Below are 17,722 nucleotides of genomic sequence, written 5' to 3' on the forward strand. Positions count from 1 at the left end.
ACCGCTCCTCCAGGCCTAAAAGCGGCCGCCGGAACAATAATGAAAAGCGAAAGCTGGCACCGTCGGGCCGCCTCATATGAGAACCGCCCGTCGGAAAGCTGGCAAGGCTTTGAAGCAGGCGCCAGATAGCTCCGTCAGATATCGTACCGCGAATCGAGCTCTCGCAGGGCAGACCGAACCTCATCGATTGAAACCGGCTCAGGCGTTCCTGGCATATGACGGAGAGCCGGTTTCGAATCTATCGCGTATAGGTCCGAAGCCCACGCGGCGAGAATGGCCCGTTTATCATCGACACAAAGTGCAGGAGCCTTCACCACATCCATTGGACGTCGAAACGGCGACCAGTGAGATGCTAGAACTTCCGGTCCGATGTTCACGGCAGTTGCGGCAATCTGCTTAAACATATCGTCCATCATCGGTTCGCCTCAGCTTACGTGCGGCTTCCTGCTCCACCTCGCATGTGTCGCCATGACGAGGTCAGTTTCCGGCGCCAGCAGATCGTGCTTTTCCGCGAAGGCGGCAAACAACCCTCGTGCGGTTTCAGCTTCGATCTCGCCGCGCAAGGCAGAGCGGCATGCCTTGAGCGCAACCGAATGCGGACCATCCCTGAGCGATATCGGCCACTCGACTAGATGTCGGTAAGCGTCCATCACGCTTCTCACTTCCGTCGGGAATCCAAGACCGACGAGAATACGCACAGGTTTCTTGAACATATCGGGTTTCATAACTCACTCCTTTCCAACCCGCGATGTTGCAGGACGCAACTACAGCGGCGCCCTCCGGTCGAAACTTGCTCAAGCGGCGCTCTGCGCTTCGATCTGCGGCGCCGCATGCGGCTGTCCGAGAGCGGAACCACTTTGAATGCTGATCTTGCGCGGTTTCAATGCCTCGGGAATCTCCCGGACGAGATCGATGGTCAGCAGACCATTGCTCAATCCCGCTCCACTCACCCTGACATGATCGGCAAGCTCGAAACGATGTTCGAACGGGCGGCCGGCGATGCCTCGGTGCAGATAGGCTTCGGACGGAACATCCTGCTCCTTGCCTGTAACGGTGAGAAGATTGGTCTGGAATGTGATGTCCAGGTCGCCCTCGGAGAAGCCGGCCACCGCAATCGAGGTGCGGTAGCCGTCGTCCCCCGTCTTGACAATGTCATAGGGCGGCCAATCGCTGGGCGAACGGTCGCGCTGGGCGTTTTCCAGCAGGTTGAAGAGCCGGTCGAAGCCAACGCTCGATCGAAAGAGAGGCGTGTAGTCGTAAGGTGTTGCCATAGCCATATCCTCCTAAAAGCAACATGGGTATGGAGCGCCGAAAGACGGCGCTTCCAGCATTGCCAGCCCTGTTGTCAGCGGCTGGCGGCAAATGATCTGGTATTTGAGAAATCCGGCTTCAAGGGCTGCCTTGGAGAATTTTCGCAAATCTCAGTGCAGCTTGACTCACCTTCAACACGGCGCCATTCGTTCGGCCGGATCAGGCGCTGATGCGTATAGCGGACGGAATGCAGCGGGCCGTCGAGATTGACTTGCCAGATTTCTGTTAGGCAGTCAGTGTTAGCGGCAGAAGGCTCAGATCAGCAAAATTCTGCGCAAGCGACCGAAGCCATCAATCGGACGCGGCCTATGTCGATAGATATCGCGACCATTAGACTTATCGCCCGCCTTCCCCATCTCGCACTCAGCGAAGACGAGGCTGAAACAATGTGTGGCGAGCTGAACGAAATTCTGACCTTCATCGAGCAACTTTTGGAGGTTGATGTCGAAGGCATTCCTCCGATGACCTCGGTTGTGCCAACAACCATGAAAATGCGCCAGGACGTCGTGACCGAAGGCAATCATGCCGAAGAGATCGTGGCGAATGCACCTCTCAGTGAGCGCAACTTCTTCCTGGTCCCCAATATTCTCGAGTAAGCACAGACAGCCTCGGGCCTTGAAGCATTTCACGGCCGGCGATCGCCGCCAAACGCGATGCGCCCCTTTGCGTGGCGCGTCTTTGCGCATTCTGGTGAAGTCGGCCGCTGTTCCGAAACGAAGCCGGCCAGCTATTCCGATTGCACCGGCTATCGCCACTATCGCCCGGCGATCTGCCGCGACCGCCCGTTGTTGGCCGCGTGCACATCAAACGCCGCTGCGACCCGCACCGTCACGCGTCATGTCTGGGCCGGTGCCCGCGAGCGCACCGATGCCAACCGCCTGACGTCCTGGGGCAAGGCGATCTACAAACGCCGCAAGGAGACGGTCGAGCGCTCGTTTGCCGACGCCAAGCAGCTTCACGGTCATCGCTGTGCCCGCTCCCGAAGTCAAACCCGCGTCGCATGCCAGTGCCTGCTGGCAGCCGCAGCGCAGAACATGACAGCCTCCACGAATGAAGCTTGATCGACGGTGTTCTCGCGGGCTGTGCACGCTGCGCGAAACGATGTAATTTTGCGAAATACGATCTTCAAGAGCCGATTATCTCCGCGGGCTGCGGCCACCACGACTAAGGCGATTGTGATCGACTGCCTCGACAGACCGAGGATCTAAGCGTAGGCGAAACGTGGCGGAACACAGCCTTGGAGGAAGGCCCGCGACGAAAATGGGACATGCGGTTGCCAATCCGCCGACGAGAGTGAAACATTCGGCATGCAATCGGATCGCGGCAAAAGGGCGTGAACCAGCCGCCGCCGGATAAACTCGGTGAGCTGGCCTATGATTCCTCGCACTCATGACGGTCACCGGATGGGCCGCCCTGACCGGAGCCGCTCGCCGGCAGCGAAGCGAGCTCTTGTCACCCGGAAGGCCGGATTCGTTCCAGTGTTGGACACGCTGAAGCGTAATCTCGTTCCATGCCTTTAACATCGTCGCTCGCTAAGGGTTTTCGTCGGCCGCTTCGGCGATGAGCCGGCCCTCTTCCAACTCACCGGTCAGTTCGAAAGAGCGCGGCCATGCTCTCGAACCCGCGTTCCGCCCCGGACCTTTGAGTTTGCATGGAAGCGTGGATGCATAATGCACGCTCCACCCCTTGAACTCACCAAGCCGCGGAAATAAATCTTCGACGGGCGCCATCCAAAAGCGCTTTCCTTGTTGAAAACCAACGAATTCAGTGAGGTAGAAATGCACACGAAGATGTTTGACCGACCAGTTTACCTGCGTGAAAGGAAGGATCTGATCCTCGAAATCACGAACCTGGAAGACGCGATCGATTTTCTTGAGGAGTGGTCCAAAGGAGATCGCGATATCATCCACCACGCGACCCTGAAAACGTGCTACCTGGCACATGACGGCCACAAGCCAGTTCAGGTGGCGCGCGATGCGCTCCGCTCCTTTGCGCAAAAGAAGGGCATCCTTGTCAAGGCTCCCGCGGTCTTGCCGTGGATGATCAAGGCCAAACCGGGCGGCGGTCGAGTACACCCGTAAACCGGCTTTCGAGAGTGGGGGGCCGCGCTCGCGGCCTCTCTAGTTAGCGCGGTAAGCAGCGCTTGTTGCCTGGTTCTCAAGGTAGGCTGGCGGGCGGCAGTGAGCCTGCCTCCGTATCCGCTTTCCTCCCATGGAAGTCATCGATAGCGCAGGGCATCAACCAGCAGCACGAAGGCAGGCGATGCCACGCGGCGGCTCGGATAGTTGGGGTGATATCCAGGAAACGAGGGACACCAGTCCCTTTAGCACCTGGATGAACCGTCCTTTCTCACGAGCGGACCCAGGTGGTCGCACGGCAGGCAGGTAAGGCCGTGCCCGTCGAGGGCGGCGTCGAAAGGACGTAATTTTGCGGAAACTGATCTTCAAGAGCCCGATTGTTTTCGTGATGGGGCAGCCAGCCATGAATGACGAGATCTACGCCCCGCACCCTCCGCCCGCATGGCGTCCCAGGGGCCGTAAAGGCGAACATGGGCCTGACATGATCAATCGAAATGCCCGGACATCGCGTCTGGCGGCTCTATCAGAACGCTTTAAGGGGGATGGGGGATGGCGAATTGCTCCGGTGCGCCGCAGCGAATGCTCGAAAGGCTGGGGCACTAAGAAGTGCCCCGGCCCAGCCATTCTAGGTAAGCGAGCGTTGACCGCCGGTACCTGTCTTTGCCCCAGGCGGTCCATCCGCGCCTGTCGACATGCCCGCGTCTCGGCAGGCGTCAATAAACGCTTCGCGCGCGATGGCGACTGGCGTCACTCGGTTTAGAGCACGGCGGCACGTTTGAACCGCCCGATTGTATTTTCTGCCGCGATAGATGGCCCAATCCCCTTCGAGGAAATCGAGTACGTCGTTGACAGAAGCGAAGAGCTGGGACGCCCCGTCCTTCATGTGAACGGTGACGGGGTCATCCAAACCAATTCCGGGTTGAGCATGATGTCCTCCTTTCGCATTCAAGCCGGATGAAAAAGAAGTGAAGAAAATATCAGCGCAGACAGAGCGGGTTTCAAGAGTTCCAACCCGCCACGTGGTCCACGTCAATTGACGATCCAAGCGAACAGATTGCCGCCTGATTCCCTCAATACACACCGGGTCCACAGCGGAGGCGCGGGGTGAGTTCACCGCCTTAACAGTCGACGATCTTCGGCGAGGTAGACCACCACGAACCGCAGCGATCCAGCAAGTTAGGCGCGTACGCAGGGAGGGCTGAAGATCTCAATTTTCAGTTTTCTCAAATTTCTGCCCTTCCTGCTGCGATACAACAGGATTTCCCTTACGGTGTCATTTCGCCCCCTACCGGAGCCGCCCCCGAGATGACGCCGGCGCTGCCGGCTGTCAGGCTAGCTGAGAAAGCGCCCCCTAGCGAAATGACGAACTGGCCCCCCGTGTCGCAACGGGGAGAGATTGATGACGAGCGCGATTTCGGCGCATCCTGCACTGTCGGGAACGATGCAGGGCGAAGATATGCCTCAGGCATGAGGTGGTGGCAACGTTGCGGCAGCATGAGCCTCGTTGGGGTGCCAAGCGCCCATCGAAGGAGTTTGGATGTGCTCGCAACACAGACAGTCCGCCGATATCTTCGTGAGGGTGGGCGGTACCCGTTGCACAGGCATTCAGGTGGCCAGCATCGCGCTCACCAACCGGGCCGTGCGCGGAGCAAGCGTCAGCCCGATATGCCCATGCCCGAAGGCAAGAATAACGTCCCTCCCCGCTTTCGAAGGTCTGATAACCGGCACGGAATTGGGCATTGAGGGCCGAAACCCGAGCCATGAGCGGCTTGGCGCCCCAAGTTCAGGAAAGACTCTGCGCGCATTCCTCGCCAGTGCTTCCGTCAGCTGCGAGTTCGCCGGAGCCGTCAATCCACCAAGCTCTACCAGACCGGCAACCCGTAGCCGCCCCCGCATCGGACAGAAGTAAAATCCATGCGCGGTCGGACAAACCGGCCGCTCGACCGGCAGTGCCGTCATGTCGTACTCGATATGGTAGCCGCGCTCGGTATCAAGTTGAACCTCATCACCAAGTGATGCAGCGAGCTGTCTTGAATGGGCGCCGGCAGCAATGACAACCGTGCGAGCACGAACGTCATAAGGTGAGGCTGCGATGTGCAAGCCACTCCGTTCACGGACAATGCTTTTGACGGATGCCTGAACGAATTCTGCACCTGCCCGCTTCACGCCCGAGGCCAGGAGGCGCATCACCTCGCCCGGATCACTGAGGTTGATGGCTTCGGGAAAGAAGAGGCCACCCTCAAATCCAGTAAGGCGCGGCTCAAGCTTTGCTACATCGCCAGCCGAAAGGAGTTGTTGCGAAACACCATGATTGCGGCGCAACTCTATGTCCGCGCCAGCTGCCTGGAACGCCTTGCGCGTTTCGTAAAGGTAGAGGCAACCCTTTGCCGACAGAAAGCTTGAAGCGCCTATCTCCGAGGCGAATTCCGTCCAGGCTGATGCAGCGTCCGAAACGAGTTCGGCGATCCGGCTGGCATTTTGGCGATAGCGATGTGGGAGGGATTCATAGGCAAAGCGGGCCAGCCACGGAAACAATGTGGGCAGAGCTGAGGTCCTGACTGCCAGGGGACTGCTTGAATCAAGGAGCAGCGACAGAAAATTTCGAAGCACTGATGGAGTGCCGACCGGTATGACTGCATAGTTCGCAACGGTTCCAGCATTCCCGTAGGAAGCGCCCGAACCCGGCTCGTTTGGCTCTATGACGACCACCTCACGCCCATCGGCACGAAGCCGAAGGGCGATCGCCAGGCCAATGACGCCGCCACCCACAACGGCAATATCCGTCGAAATCCCGCGCATCTTTTCCATCGTTCCAGGAGGAAGGCAGTCGGTGCTGCAGCTCACTGCCCTAAAGCTCGCGTTCAGCCCGGTTTTGCGTATCTTGCTACATAAGAAACGGTTCGAGGCTCGCTGGGGTTGTCAAGCACGACTGAAGCCGGGCCCTGCTCAATAATCCGACCGCCATCGATAAAGACGACCCAATCCGATACTTCCCGGGCAAACGGCAGTTCATGGGTGACAATGATCATCGTCATCCCGTCGCTTGCAAGCTCGCGCATCACGCGCAGCACTTCGCCCGTCGATTCCGGATCGAGTGCGGAGGTCGGCTCGTCAAACAGGAGTACGGTTGGCGAAAGAGCCAGAGCCCGCGCGATTGCAACACGCTGTTGCTCTCCGCCTGACATTTGCTCCGGATAGGCCAGCGCACGGTGTAGAAGACCGACCCGGGTCAGCAATCGCACGGCCCGCTCTATCGCTTCACGCTCGCCGACGGCAGCAGCGTGCATCTGCGCCAGGACGACATTTTCCACGGCGGTCAGATGCGGAAACAGATTGAAGCGCTGGAACACCATACCAACGCGCTGGCGCAGCCTGGCGAGGTCTTTGCAGGTCACCGCTCCCCTCGAAAAGATCGTTTCGCCGTTTATTTCGATCGCGCCATCGTCGGGCTGCTCCAGCAAATTCACACAGCGCATCAGGGTTGTCTTGCCGCCTCCGCTCTGCCCGATGATGCTGATGATGCGACCGCGTGGGACATCAAGGTCTACCCCATCGAGCACCAATCTTCCGTCGAAGGATTTTCGAAGTCCCCTGATCTTGATCGCCGAGGCTTTAGCGGAAGAAACGGCAGCGCCGGTTGTTTCGATCGTTACGTGAGCCATTCCTCTAGCTCCCTGCTTGAATCAAGGCTCTTGCCAGCCCGAGACGTCGCCGCCGGCCAGGCGACAAGGGTATGCCCGCCTGAATGGTGCGCTCAAGCCAGAGCAGGCATTGCGACATGGGATAACAGACAGCAAAGTAAACTGCCGCGATCACCAAATAGACCTCCAGCGACCGAAATGTCTCGGACGCGATCAACTGAGCCCGGGTCATTAGTTCCGCTGCCGAGATGGTCACCAGCAGTGACGTCGACTTCAACAAGTCCACGAACATCGTATTGGTACCTGGCAGCGCAAGCCGGAGCGCCTGGGGCAGGATCACGTGACCAAATGTCGTGGCGCGTCCAAGACCCAATGCTTGCGCGGCCTCGTTCTGCCCGGCGTGAATGCCGGCTATGGCGGCGCGAAATATCTCAGACAGATAGGCAGCGTAGAATAGCACGAGGCTCAACACGCCCGCGACGAAGACGCTGAACCTTATTCCTATGGAAGGCAAGCCAAAGTAGGTGACGAAGATGATGGCAAGCAATGGTACATTCTTGAAGACTTCCGTGTAGATAGCTGCCGCTAAGCGGATGATGCGCCACCGGTTAAGGCGCATCAAGGCAAGCACCAGGCCCAGGATCGCGGCCCCAACAAAACTACACAAGGTATAGGCAAGGGTCCGCAAAAGACCCCCGCCAAGATTACCGGCATAGTCGCCCCAGGGAACTTGGAACAATTGAGCAAAAGATTGCCAATAGCTCATGTCCGTTCTCCCGCACTCAATCGGTGATGGATGGTGGTGACCATGTCTTCGGGCGATCCACGCCGCGACGCTGGGCTGCCATATCTGGCGACGGGATCAGGAACTGCTTGGGATCGCCACCCCATTTCGTTACCAGCGCGGCGAGCGACCCGTCCTTGTACATCTGATCGATCTGATCGGAGATCGCCTGGGTAAGCTTCGGAGACTGTTTGGGCAGATAGAAGCCAGTCATATAGGGCTGGAAATACTTATAGTCGGGATGCGCGGCGACCTGCTCTGCGGTCGGTGGATTGAGATAGGCAACCCGAAACTTCATGTCGGGTCGTTGCTGTTGCTGATAAATAATCAGCAGCGGATCGAGAAAGCCGACATCGATTCTTCCCGATGAAAGATCCGAGAAAACGCTGTCGGCCGTCGGGTAGGTATGAGCGTCGGCCTTCGGGACTTCAGCAATGGATTTGGCCCAGACATATCCGGTCACGGTGCCGAGTGCTTTGCCCTCAAGGCTCTGAACATTGGGGTAGGTAGCGTCACCGTGCACGGCCATGGCCGGCGGCGAATAGTAGGGTGGATCTGTGAACAAGCCCACCTTCTGACGCGCATCGGACCAGGCGATGCCGCCGATCGTGATGTCTGCGCGTTGCGACTGCACGGCGGCAAGCATGCCAGGGAAATCTGTGACCGTCGTCTCGATCTTCAGGCCAAGCTTCTTGGCGATCGCATCGAGAATGTCGCTATCCAGCCCGACCTGCTTGTCATCTTTCAATGCCGTGTAAGGCATATACGGCTCGATAACCACCTGAAGCACACCCGGCTTTAGCGTTTCGAGGTCTGCAGCTTGCGCCATCACGGGTACAGAAATCAGCGCAAGCCCAAAGCTTAGGATTGCCGTCACAGCATGTTTGCGTCGCGTATGCGGGCAAATATCGTTGCTATTCATGTTCACCCTCCTTATATATCTGTAATATATTAGACGGTATATTATCCAGGTGCATTGTCAAGTGATTCCGTATAAAGCGCGATCGGATCGCCCTCAGGATGGAGAAGACGTGGATGGACACTTGGATGTCGGAAGAAATGCTCGACGATCCGGAAGCCACATTGACGTTGGCGGAGCGCACCTATTTGCAGCTGCGCGAGGACATCATCACCGTGCACCTGGCACCTGGCACCATCCTGCGCGAGAATGATGTGATGCGCCGCCTTGATGTCGGCCGCACTCCGGTGCGGGAGGCATTCCTGCGACTGCAGCGCGATGGCTTTGTTGATGTCAACGCGCGCCGAGGTACTTTCGTCAGCAGGATCGACATAAGCGACCTGACGGCGATCTACGAGGCAAGAGCGCGCATCGAATCCTGGGCGACGCGACTGGCGGCGGAACGATTGCGTGAGCCTGAACGGCGCGAAGCCGGTAAACTAATAGAAGCGCTAAAGGCGCTTTCCCTTCCTTCGGAGATCGATGCGCTGCTTGCACTCGATCGGCGAATTCATCGCTTTATCTATCGATGTGCCAAGAACCGATATCTGTTCGACACCCTCGATCATTACCATAATCTCTCTCTTCGGATCCTTCATGTCGCCATGCGGCGGTTTCCGGAGTTATCGCCTGAACTCGATAAAGTCGTGCAGGAACAAATACTGATGCTCGAAGCCGTGTGTCGCGGTGATGCCGATACCGCCGAACGCATTGCGTTGCATCATGTCCTCAGTTTCGAACAGGAAGTACGCAAGGTCATCTGACGCGCCTTGAAGCGGTTCAAACGGCAGAGCTGTCGATTCCCAAACTGGTATCGACCGCCTCGATCGAATGTTGACTGAATATGAGATTTCACCAACGATCCAATTACAGGGTGTTTGAGTTTGGGATCGCGTCTTTTGGAGTGGTGTAGCTCGGCTTGTTGATCGCCGTGCCTTCCGGCTGGGCCGGGAATGGGTCAGCGCGCCGCAGCGGGCAGGCTGATGATGGGATCATCGCTCATTTGTGCGATGGTCTCAAGGGTCATGTAGCGGGATCGTTGAACGGCCCATTCGTCATTCTGTTCGAGCAGGAGTGCCCCGACCAACCGGACGATGGCATCGTCGTTGGGGAAGATGCCGACGACGTCGGTGCGGCGCTTGATCTCGCCGTTGAGGCGCTCGATGGGATTTGTCGAATGCAGCTTGGTCCAATGCTGCCTGGGAAAGGTCATGTAGGCGAGCACATCTTCCTCGGCATTGTCCATGAGATTTGCGAGCTTTGGCACTTTCGGGCGAATTTGATCGGCAACGCTACGCCACTGGGTGCTTGCGGCCTCAGGCGTATCCTGGGCAAAGGCGGTGGCGATGAAGGCGGACACCACCCGTCGACCACTCTTTCCGGCGTGGGCGAGCGCGTTTCTCATGAAGTGGACCCGGCAGCGCTGCCAGGTGGCCGAGAGGACTTTGGAAACGGCAGCCTTGATGCCTTCATGGGCATCGGAGACGACGAGCTTGACGCCGCTCAAGCCGCGCCTGGTCAGCTTGCGCAGGAACTCGGTCCAGATCGGCTCGGCTTCCGATGTGCCGATCTCCATGCCGAGCACCTCGCGCCGCCCATCGGTGTTGGCGCCGACCGCAATGATGACGGCGACGGAAACGATGCGCCCGCCGCGCCGGACCTTCAGATAGGTGGCATCGATCCAGAGGTATGGCCAATCGCCTTCGATCGGCCGGGCCAGGAACGCCTTGACCTTATCGTCGATCTCCTCGCACAGGCGGGAAACCTGGCTCTTGGAGATGCCCGACATCCCCATCGCCTTGACCAGGTCGTCGACAGAGCGGGTCGAGACACCTTGGATGTAAGCTTCTTGAATGACGGCGGTCAAAGCCTTCTCGGCCATGCGGCGCGGCTCCAGGAAGCTCGGGAAATAGCTGCCGGTCCGGAGCTTGGGGATACGCAGTTCCACCGTTCCGGCCCGCGTTTCCCAATCCCGCTCACGGTAGCCGTTACGTTGAGCAAGCCGCAATGCATTCTTCTCGCCATAGGCCGCGCCGGTCTTGGCGCCGACCTCCAGCTCCATCAGCTTCTCGGCCGCAAAGCCGATCATCTCACGCAACAAATCCGCATCGGCACTCTTCTCAACGAGCGAGCGCAGGTTCATCATGTCATCGGTCATCAGTGCTCTTTCCATCAGGTTGGTCTTGAACAACCCGACCCTACCGGAAAAACATTGATGACCACCCGCAAAGCCGCTCACTCGCTACAGCGCTGTTGAGGGCGCGCTCGCGAGCGGCTTCGCTACCGCCGAGTTACACCTCTCCCAGGGACACGACCGAGTTTGGGCTGCGGCGAAGGATTAACCGAGGAAATTCTGTTCGACGAAAAGAAGCCATGCACCATGAAGCCCGGCGTCAACGATTTATCTCTTTGAGAGATCCCCGGTTCGTCAAGCTTGGGAAGCAATCCCCAGCCGCTTCGCCACGACCCAGCACTATCAACGAGTAGATCTTGTTATTGAGTATGTGCAGGCTCCTCTGCTGGTCAAACGACCAGCAGAGGTTTGTCGGGAATAATGCGGAGCAAAGCCCGTCAGTCGTCTGCGGTATCGTGGGTGATTCCGGCGCTTACAATCGACACCTGGCGATCACTGCGATTATATGGCGCTGCTGATGATTTGGGCCAATCACTGACGTCTGGTCAGTAATGCGTCCCCCTTCGCGATCGCCGATCTGAACGCTTCGCGTTGGCTCAACCTGCCGATATAGTCGAGGAAAGCCGGACGTTTTGGCAGCGTTTCAAGCCCGAGACCCCAGCCGATGTGTGAACCGACATAGACATCGGCCGCGGTGAACTTCGCACCGGCAATATAGGGTCCGGCCGCTATCGCTTGCTCAAGTTGGTCCACAGTGCGGTCGTAACTGCCGTAACCAAAGAAGAACTCCTGCTCAGGCTTCGGAACAAATCCCGCACGATGGTTGGTCACCGTCTGCTCCAGCGGTCCGGCTGCGAAAAAGAGCCAGCGATAATAGGCGGCGCGATCGCCGCTGCCGGGAGCAAGGCCCGCCGCGGGGAAGACATCTGCCAGATAGGCGCAAATTGCCGCGCTCTCGGTCACCACCCGACCATCATGAACGATCGCGGGCACCTTTCCCATGGGATTAATCTCTGTGAAGAAACGGTGGCGCTCATCCAGTGGATCAGCTGGACGTTCGAGCGCCGCACCGCCCCACGCATCCGACGCACTGGAACGCTGATATTCGAGCACTATCGTCTCGTAGTCGCATCCGACCTCCTCAAGCATCCACTGCACGATACGACCACGGGAGTTCGGGTTGGTGAAAAAGGTAAGGGACATGGGCTTTCTCCATCGTTCGAAAAATTGTCGGCGCCTCTGCTGCCTTGCCGACAAGATGCGGCTTCACGGAGTTGAATTCATCGGCAACATGCGCCAAAAAACTCGCAAGCTCCGCCAATATGCGAAGGGCATTGTCGACATAGGGAGAGAACCCGGACCATGGCGCCGTCGCGAACCGATGTATGCAAAATACCCGAGGCGTTCTGGAGGGCGGTCGAGTCGCAAGGACTAGCTGCATCGGAAGTTCTCAGGCAGGCCAGACTTCCCGCCGGTCTGCATAAGGACTCCACCGCACATATCAGCATAGCGCAGTTTTTTGACATTTGGTGCGCGATCGAAATGTTGGGCGATCCGGGTATCGCGCTCAGGATGGTGCGCGACACCAATACCGCAACACATAAGGTTGCTTTTCTCGCCGCCGCCTATGCCCGCGATTACCGCGACGGGCTGGCGCGCTTCGCACGGTTCAAGCTCCTGTGCAGTCCCGACAACCTTGAATGCGAAGAACGCGACGGCCTCATGTCCATCACGATCAGATGGCCATCGGGCACGGCGCCAGAGCCGGCTTTGTCGGTCGATGCGACGTTTGCGATGCTGATCGAACTGGGTCGGCGCGGTACCGGGCAGCCTCTCGTGCCAGTGGAAGTCGAATTGGCACGCGCGGGGCCGATCAGTCAGGACCACATGGCCTATTACGGCTGCCCGGTTCGAACCAATGCCGACAAAAACAGGATCACCTTGAAGTCGGCCGACCTCGACCGGCCCTTCATCTCATATAACCCGGATCTTCTCGACATGCTTGCGCCCGCTATAGGCCAAGCGCTGCGCGATCTTGAGGGTGCAAGCTCGCTTACGGCGCAGGTCAAAGCCGTCATTAAACGCAGCATGTCTGGTGGTACACCAGGCGTCGCCGCTGTCAGCCGGCAGCTTGGTCTCAGCGATCGCAGTCTGCAGCGCCACATCGCCGCTGAGGGAAAATCCTTCCGCGCACTACTGAATGAGGCACGACAGGAAATGGCCTTCCGGCTGCTGGAAGATCCACTCGCGGATGTCCAGGAGATCGCCGTTCTCACCGGATATGAGGATACGAACTCATTCTACCGCGCTTTCAATACTTGGACGGGAAGCACTCCAGCGAAATGGAGAAAGGTTAGCCAGGTCCCTGCTCGGCGATGATGGGGTGTCTCCGCAGTTGGCTAAGGCCGGTCAGCCTCGATACGACCAGCCACATTGGCCACTTGCCGTCTCGTCGGAACGTTTCCGCTCCGATCCTCGTCGCGCAGCCGAGATGACCAGACGGTCTTCTGGAGCCTCGGGCCAATGGTGGGAAACAGGACAGATGGAGCCGTAGGTGCGACCCGACGCCTTGCCCTCGCGTCGAGCGTCCAAGTCAGCGGTGTTGTCCGGACAGAAACGCGGGCCGGCGCTGGGACTTATATAGATTTGAGCATGTCGAGATATTGGGGCGCAATAAACCAAGACATACCGCGCCTCACGACAGCGGCATTATCAGTGCCCGTTCCCTTTCAATGGCGTTCCTGAGGTGGGTGGCAACCATCCCTCCCGGGGTGGGCGACACTTCATGCGAACGTAACGCGCCAAGACCGGATCGCTGGCAAGGTGCCGTTGAAACAACGGTTCCTCGATTTGACCACAACAGTACGCATCGACCAGGCGTTGTTGTTCCAGCGTCAACGCCGGAAGAGCAGACGAAGCTGTCTTTTGAGGGCGCAATTCTTCAGTTTTCGAGGTTACGTCGCCGGTCCGAGAAGGCATAACTGTTCTCCTTTTCCGGAAGAACTTTCGTCGAAACGATGAGTTCCCGCGCGGACTGCATCCCTCCTTCAAAAGCGAACTTGAATCCGCTCCGGTGCGCGTTAGTTTGGCCCTACTGCATTTCCAACGCTGACACGGGAGGTACTGGCAGTCGTTGTCGAGATGCATCGAGGAAGGCCGGGCACGAGTGTTCGTTCCGGCCTTTTTCTTTTTCAGCGACGTCTTGCGAAAAAGCGTACAATGTGGGCGTTGGACCAGATGCAAGGCACGGTCCGATTAAGAGACCACTCAGCGCTCTTGCCATTATTGGGAGGAACGCACCATGCAATTCCCCACATTCATCACAATGGAAAACGTGGAGGTGGAAGTCCTGACGTCCGTCATCGGCGCCTGGTGCCATACCAACCAGATGGACCCGGAAAGCGAGTGCGCCCGCGCGGTGACCGCGACGGCGCTTGACCTGATGGAGGCCGGTTTCCGGACGCGTGAGAGCCTGTCGATCGCGCTCGCCAACGCATTACATCCTGAGGCATAGTGGATCCCGTACAGGCGAGTGCACGGAGTTCCCCCAGACGACGGAAGCCGATTGATCGGCGGGAGACAGTCGGAAGATCCGACCATCCCCTCTACTGCTACCCAGCCCGCTGCCGAGATTTAGGCGACTTTAAATTCCTCGGCAGACCAACAAGGCGACGCTAGCGAGGGATAGACCAACAACCTAGAGGGACCTAAGTCTTACAACCTTTGCCGTATAGGCCTCTCCCATTGTTTGCATTGATCTTTCAGTTTTGGTAAAAGCAGCGCCTCCTCCCGATGAGGTATATCGGTTTGTTAACCGGCTATTAGTGCTGTTTGCAGCTCTAGGACGTAAGTCTGATCTCTTCGGGACTTCCGCCCGATGACAGAAGATCCACAACATGTACCTTCCATGCCAATAAACCAATTGGATTTGGAGGAAACCATGCGCTTATCTACACTGGCATCTCTCGCCGCCCTATCCTTGGCTGTTGCCGTTTCACCGGTCGCTCTTGTCGGGTTTGATGGCGTGGCGCTGGCGAAAAACGGCGGGAACGGCGGGGGTAATGGTGGGGGTAACGGCGGCGGGAACGGTGGCGGCAATGGCGGGGGAAGCCACGGCGGCGGCAACGGCGGCGGCGGCCATGGGACCAGCGAAAATCACGGCGGCGGCCAGAGCAGTGGCAGCCAGAATAACACCGGCCACGGGAAGTCTGGTTCTAGGGACACGAGCGGATCGAAATCAAAGTCTGGTCAGACCAACCACAAATCGTCGCAGTCCTCCAAGACCGCCAAAGTGACCGTTGAGAAGGAGAAGAACCCCACCGCGCAGCTCGCCGGTCTCAACTCGCTCAACCGTAACTACAAGGCGCTGATGAATACATCGGATCCCCGCATGGCCGCCATTCAGGCCTATGCTCTTGCGTACGCCCAATATGAGCTCGACAACGGCACCACCCCTGCGGCTGATGATCCGGTCTTAGGCGATGCCGCACTTGAAGAAGCATTGGCAAGCGCCACGAAGAAAGGCAGCATCAGCCCGGCGGCCCTAGAGCAGGCCAAGGAAATCCTCGGAGTTGGTGATGCTGACGGAAAGATCGATCAGATTCGCGATGATCTTGCCGCTTCGCAGCCTGCCGAACCGGCAGAAGAGCCTGCCACGCCAGTCGAGGAGCCGACACCACCAGTAGAAGAGCCCACGGCGCCGGTAGAGCCGACGGTGCCCGTTGACGCGCCTGTTACCACCACCGAATAGCGGAACGATCAAGAGGCTCATTGCATCCGCACGTTGCCGGCCGGGACAAAGATCGGCGGTCCGCGCCGAGGGAACGGAAAGATAGCGCTGTCCGAAAATGCGCCACTACGCCTTTTAGGCGATCTCCATGACCTTGACGACAACGTGCAGTATAGACGCTCTCATGGCCGTTGTGAGGGCAAGGGGATAGCAATGAGCGGTTTTACCGACGAGGAGCGCGCGGCCGAGATGAAGCGCCGCGACGATGCCATTCGAAATTCAATTGCGGCGGCGGGGAGAGCCAGAGAAGCGGCGCGCATCGCGGACATGCAGACGATGGATACAAGATGTCTCCACTGCAACAATCCGATGCACTCTTGGCAGGCAACAGACCCAGAAAATCCGTTGTGCGATTTCTGCCTCTGATAGCAGCCCCTCAGAAGTTGTCGTTGTTGGATGAGGAACGCTCGTGCCTGTGAGATTCATCGATCGAAAAAATGAAATCAGGGATGCATTGATTCGCGTGGCGAAGGACGGCGGTCCTGTCACGTATGAGCAATTCGGTGATGAAGTCGGAATCTGGCGTATGCGTGGCGCCAAGGACTTGCTTGATCTCATTGCCGAAGAAGAAGAGACCCATGGCCGCCCAGACGTGACTTACATGCTGATAAGCGCCACGTCGGGATATCCATCACAAATCGGCGGTTATCCCGCAAAGCCGCCGAGCGACTGGCAACGAAAGCTGGCGCGCAAGAAAATGCAGAAGGTTATCGACCGCTATCGCCCCGGAGCGACGAACCCCTACCGGCCGATTCCCTAAAGCCGGAGCGCACCGGCCTGGCGGTAGGCATAGCTATCGGAAATCCTCGGGGAGATGCAGCATTGAGTGTGAGGCACCTGCCGCGGTGATTACGCCATCGCTTTTCGCCGACTGTGTCTTACGGATATAGCTTTACGACGCATTTGCTTGGATCGTTTGGATTCACTAGCAGGAGAATTGCGCCCCCGATTGGATAATCCCGGGTACTTATCCCGTCGGTGTTCAAATTCGAGGCGGTCAATTGTTTGCCGTCGACCTCGTAACTTACATCGACGAATGGCACGGACGTGTCGCCCATCATGCGGTAGCGGGAGTTTCTAATTTTTGCGGTCACCTCTATCCAACCGCGAGTGCGCTTCTCCTGTTGAAAAACACGAACGCCGGAAAGGCCAACAAGCTAAGCCAGTAGATATATTTCCAGATGGACTCGCCACTCATTCATCCCAGCCCAAACGATTGCCACCGACCAGCCCTCTACACTGGCCAACATCATCGGGGTGTAGACTAACCACGTTCCTCGCCTTCCGGCAAATCTCTCGACGAGCACGTTGGCTAATTGACTGTTACAGGCACATCGGGAATATCTCCCCCAAAAGTCGAGGGACACGCATAATGCAACTACGGTCGATTGCCGTCCTAGTCGTTGCAGCGCTATCTGCCCATGCAGCGCTTGCCGATGGGCAAGCGAACATGGCTCCGAAGAACTATCAAGACTCGGTGCGAGACGCCATCATCAGGAAATTGTCGCGGCCGAACGTGCCAGCCAGCCATGGCGCGAAGGTGAAAATCCACTTCGAGCTGGGCCGGCGCGGCGCGGTCACAGGAATCCCAGACTTGGAAGTAACAGGTGACGACTGGGTTACACGAAGAGCGGCCGCAGGGGCGCTTTTTCGGGCGCGTCAACGAGCCTCGCCATTTTCATGGCTGCCGAGGCATGGAGGGTAATCGACGTAACGTTTGAGTTTCCAAAATGATGCAGTCGCACGTCGCCACGAGGGCCAAATGACCAAGTTGAACATATATCGAGCATGCTTGCTCGTTTTGCTTGCAGGCCTCTCGTACACTTGAGGGGCTTGGAGCGCGGAGACTTTGCCATCGGTCAAGTGAGACACCGATTTTCGAAAATGCAATGGCGGCAGTCTTGACGCTGCCTCTGCGGGATGCCATCTGTCTGCCAGTTCGGGCGGGGAGCGCAAACCACAAGCCTCGACATCATGCGGCTGTCGGCAACCTCTTCAAGGAGAGGCGCGATGCGCATGACCATCCC

The 17,722-nt window shown here is 58.1% G+C and carries 19 protein-coding genes and 4 pseudogenes; 10 read left to right on the forward strand and 13 right to left on the reverse strand.

All coding sequences use genetic code 11. The features are described from left to right. Positions 1–134 precede the first annotated feature (134 nt). From NBG89_RS26060 to NBG89_RS26075, 4 genes and pseudogenes are all read right to left on the reverse strand, one after another. On the reverse strand, positions 135–416 hold the full coding sequence (locus tag NBG89_RS26060; RefSeq protein ID WP_431323200.1) for a hypothetical protein: 282 nt from the start codon (positions 414–416) through the stop codon (positions 135–137). A gap of 9 nt (positions 417–425) precedes the next feature. Then, positions 426–725, reverse strand: coding sequence for a DUF982 domain-containing protein (locus NBG89_RS26065; protein ID WP_431323201.1), 300 nt, complete (start codon positions 723–725; stop codon positions 426–428). A gap of 69 nt (positions 726–794) precedes the next feature. Then, positions 795–1,271 (reverse strand): Hsp20 family protein, encoded by a 477-nt coding sequence (locus tag NBG89_RS26070; protein ID WP_431323202.1) that lies wholly within the window; start codon positions 1,269–1,271, stop codon positions 795–797. A gap of 164 nt (positions 1,272–1,435) precedes the next feature. Beyond that, a pseudogene (locus NBG89_RS26075) lies at positions 1,436–1,534 on the reverse strand (protein usg); the annotation flags it as partial. A gap of 85 nt (positions 1,535–1,619) precedes the next feature. On the opposite strand from NBG89_RS26075, the gene gatC reads away from it, so the two are divergent. The 3 genes and pseudogenes from gatC (at position 1,620) to NBG89_RS26090 (ending at position 3,392) form a co-directional block, all read left to right on the forward strand. Further along, entirely contained in the window at positions 1,620–1,907 is a 288-nt protein-coding gene (gene gatC, locus NBG89_RS26080; RefSeq protein ID WP_431323203.1) for an Asp-tRNA(Asn)/Glu-tRNA(Gln) amidotransferase subunit GatC, read from the forward strand. A gap of 138 nt (positions 1,908–2,045) precedes the next feature. Further along, positions 2,046–2,372, forward strand: a pseudogene (locus tag NBG89_RS26085) (transposase); the annotation flags it as partial. Between the two features lie 717 nt (positions 2,373–3,089). Further along, complete coding sequence (locus NBG89_RS26090; protein WP_431323204.1) at positions 3,090–3,392, forward strand: DUF982 domain-containing protein; 303 nt, start codon at positions 3,090–3,092, stop codon at positions 3,390–3,392. A gap of 137 nt (positions 3,393–3,529) precedes the next feature. Here the strand turns inward: NBG89_RS26090 and NBG89_RS26095 are convergent. Beyond that, positions 3,530–3,631: pseudogene (locus NBG89_RS26095) on the reverse strand (LysR family transcriptional regulator); the annotation flags it as partial. Between the two features lie 383 nt (positions 3,632–4,014). Next, positions 4,015–4,272, reverse strand: coding sequence for a DUF982 domain-containing protein (locus tag NBG89_RS26100; protein ID WP_431324556.1), 258 nt, complete (start codon positions 4,270–4,272; stop codon positions 4,015–4,017). 516 nt (positions 4,273–4,788) lie between these two features. Here NBG89_RS26100 and NBG89_RS26105 point away from each other — a divergent pair. Continuing rightward, a pseudogene (locus NBG89_RS26105) lies at positions 4,789–4,982 on the forward strand (IS21 family transposase); the annotation flags it as partial. A 12-nt stretch (positions 4,983–4,994) separates the two neighbouring features. Here the strand turns inward: NBG89_RS26105 and NBG89_RS26110 are convergent. From NBG89_RS26110 to NBG89_RS26125, 4 genes are all read right to left on the reverse strand, one after another. Then, positions 4,995–6,188: an NAD(P)/FAD-dependent oxidoreductase gene (locus NBG89_RS26110; RefSeq protein WP_431324557.1), complete on the reverse strand. Its 1,194-nt coding sequence runs from the start codon at positions 6,186–6,188 to the stop codon at positions 4,995–4,997. Between the two features lie 62 nt (positions 6,189–6,250). Further along, positions 6,251–7,051 carry an amino acid ABC transporter ATP-binding protein gene (locus NBG89_RS26115; RefSeq protein ID WP_431323205.1) on the reverse strand — a complete coding sequence of 267 codons (801 nt, stop codon included), beginning with the start codon at positions 7,049–7,051 and terminating at the stop codon, positions 6,251–6,253. A 4-nt stretch (positions 7,052–7,055) separates the two neighbouring features. Further along, complete coding sequence (locus NBG89_RS26120) at positions 7,056–7,796, reverse strand: amino acid ABC transporter permease (protein WP_431323206.1); 741 nt, start codon at positions 7,794–7,796, stop codon at positions 7,056–7,058. A 16-nt stretch (positions 7,797–7,812) separates the two neighbouring features. Then, the gene (locus tag NBG89_RS26125; protein ID WP_431323207.1) at positions 7,813–8,736 is read right to left on the reverse strand and encodes a substrate-binding periplasmic protein; all 924 of its coding nucleotides are present in this window, start codon (positions 8,734–8,736) and stop codon (positions 7,813–7,815) included. A 113-nt stretch (positions 8,737–8,849) separates the two neighbouring features. Here NBG89_RS26125 and NBG89_RS26130 point away from each other — a divergent pair, with 113 nt between their 5' ends. Then, a complete protein-coding gene (locus NBG89_RS26130; RefSeq protein WP_431323208.1) occupies positions 8,850–9,536 on the forward strand; it encodes a GntR family transcriptional regulator in 687 nt (228 codons plus the stop codon). 194 nt (positions 9,537–9,730) lie between these two features. On the opposite strand, the gene NBG89_RS26135 is transcribed toward NBG89_RS26130, so the two are convergent. After that, entirely contained in the window at positions 9,731–10,930 is a 1,200-nt protein-coding gene (locus NBG89_RS26135) for an IS256 family transposase (RefSeq protein ID WP_431320261.1), read from the reverse strand. 507 nt (positions 10,931–11,437) lie between these two features. Continuing rightward, the gene (locus NBG89_RS26140; protein WP_431323209.1) at positions 11,438–12,109 is read right to left on the reverse strand and encodes a glutathione S-transferase family protein; all 672 of its coding nucleotides are present in this window, start codon (positions 12,107–12,109) and stop codon (positions 11,438–11,440) included. 159 nt (positions 12,110–12,268) lie between these two features. Between NBG89_RS26140 and NBG89_RS26145 the strand changes: the two genes are divergently transcribed. From NBG89_RS26145 to NBG89_RS26165, 5 genes are all read left to right on the forward strand, one after another. After that, positions 12,269–13,285, forward strand: a complete 1,017-nt coding sequence (locus tag NBG89_RS26145) for an AraC family transcriptional regulator ligand-binding domain-containing protein (protein ID WP_431323210.1) — start codon at positions 12,269–12,271, stop codon at positions 13,283–13,285. 922 nt (positions 13,286–14,207) lie between these two features. Further along, positions 14,208–14,420, forward strand: coding sequence for a hypothetical protein (locus NBG89_RS26150; protein ID WP_431323211.1), 213 nt, complete (start codon positions 14,208–14,210; stop codon positions 14,418–14,420). Positions 14,421–14,846: 426 nt separating this feature from the next. Further along, complete coding sequence (locus tag NBG89_RS26155; RefSeq protein WP_431324558.1) at positions 14,847–15,656, forward strand: hypothetical protein; 810 nt, start codon at positions 14,847–14,849, stop codon at positions 15,654–15,656. A gap of 192 nt (positions 15,657–15,848) precedes the next feature. Beyond that, positions 15,849–16,061, forward strand: a complete 213-nt coding sequence (locus tag NBG89_RS26160; RefSeq protein WP_431323212.1) for a hypothetical protein — start codon at positions 15,849–15,851, stop codon at positions 16,059–16,061. Between the two features lie 49 nt (positions 16,062–16,110). Beyond that, complete coding sequence (locus NBG89_RS26165) at positions 16,111–16,455, forward strand: hypothetical protein (RefSeq protein WP_431323213.1); 345 nt, start codon at positions 16,111–16,113, stop codon at positions 16,453–16,455. A 118-nt stretch (positions 16,456–16,573) separates the two neighbouring features. Here NBG89_RS26165 and NBG89_RS26170 read toward each other — a convergent pair whose 3' ends face one another. Continuing rightward, positions 16,574–16,756, reverse strand: a complete 183-nt coding sequence (locus tag NBG89_RS26170) for a DUF3592 domain-containing protein (RefSeq protein ID WP_431324559.1) — start codon at positions 16,754–16,756, stop codon at positions 16,574–16,576. Positions 16,757–17,722: the final 966 nt, after the last annotated feature.

The organism is Rhizobium sp. YTU87027, from assembly GCF_050644135.1.
Lineage (GTDB): Bacteria > Pseudomonadota > Alphaproteobacteria > Rhizobiales > Rhizobiaceae > Rhizobium.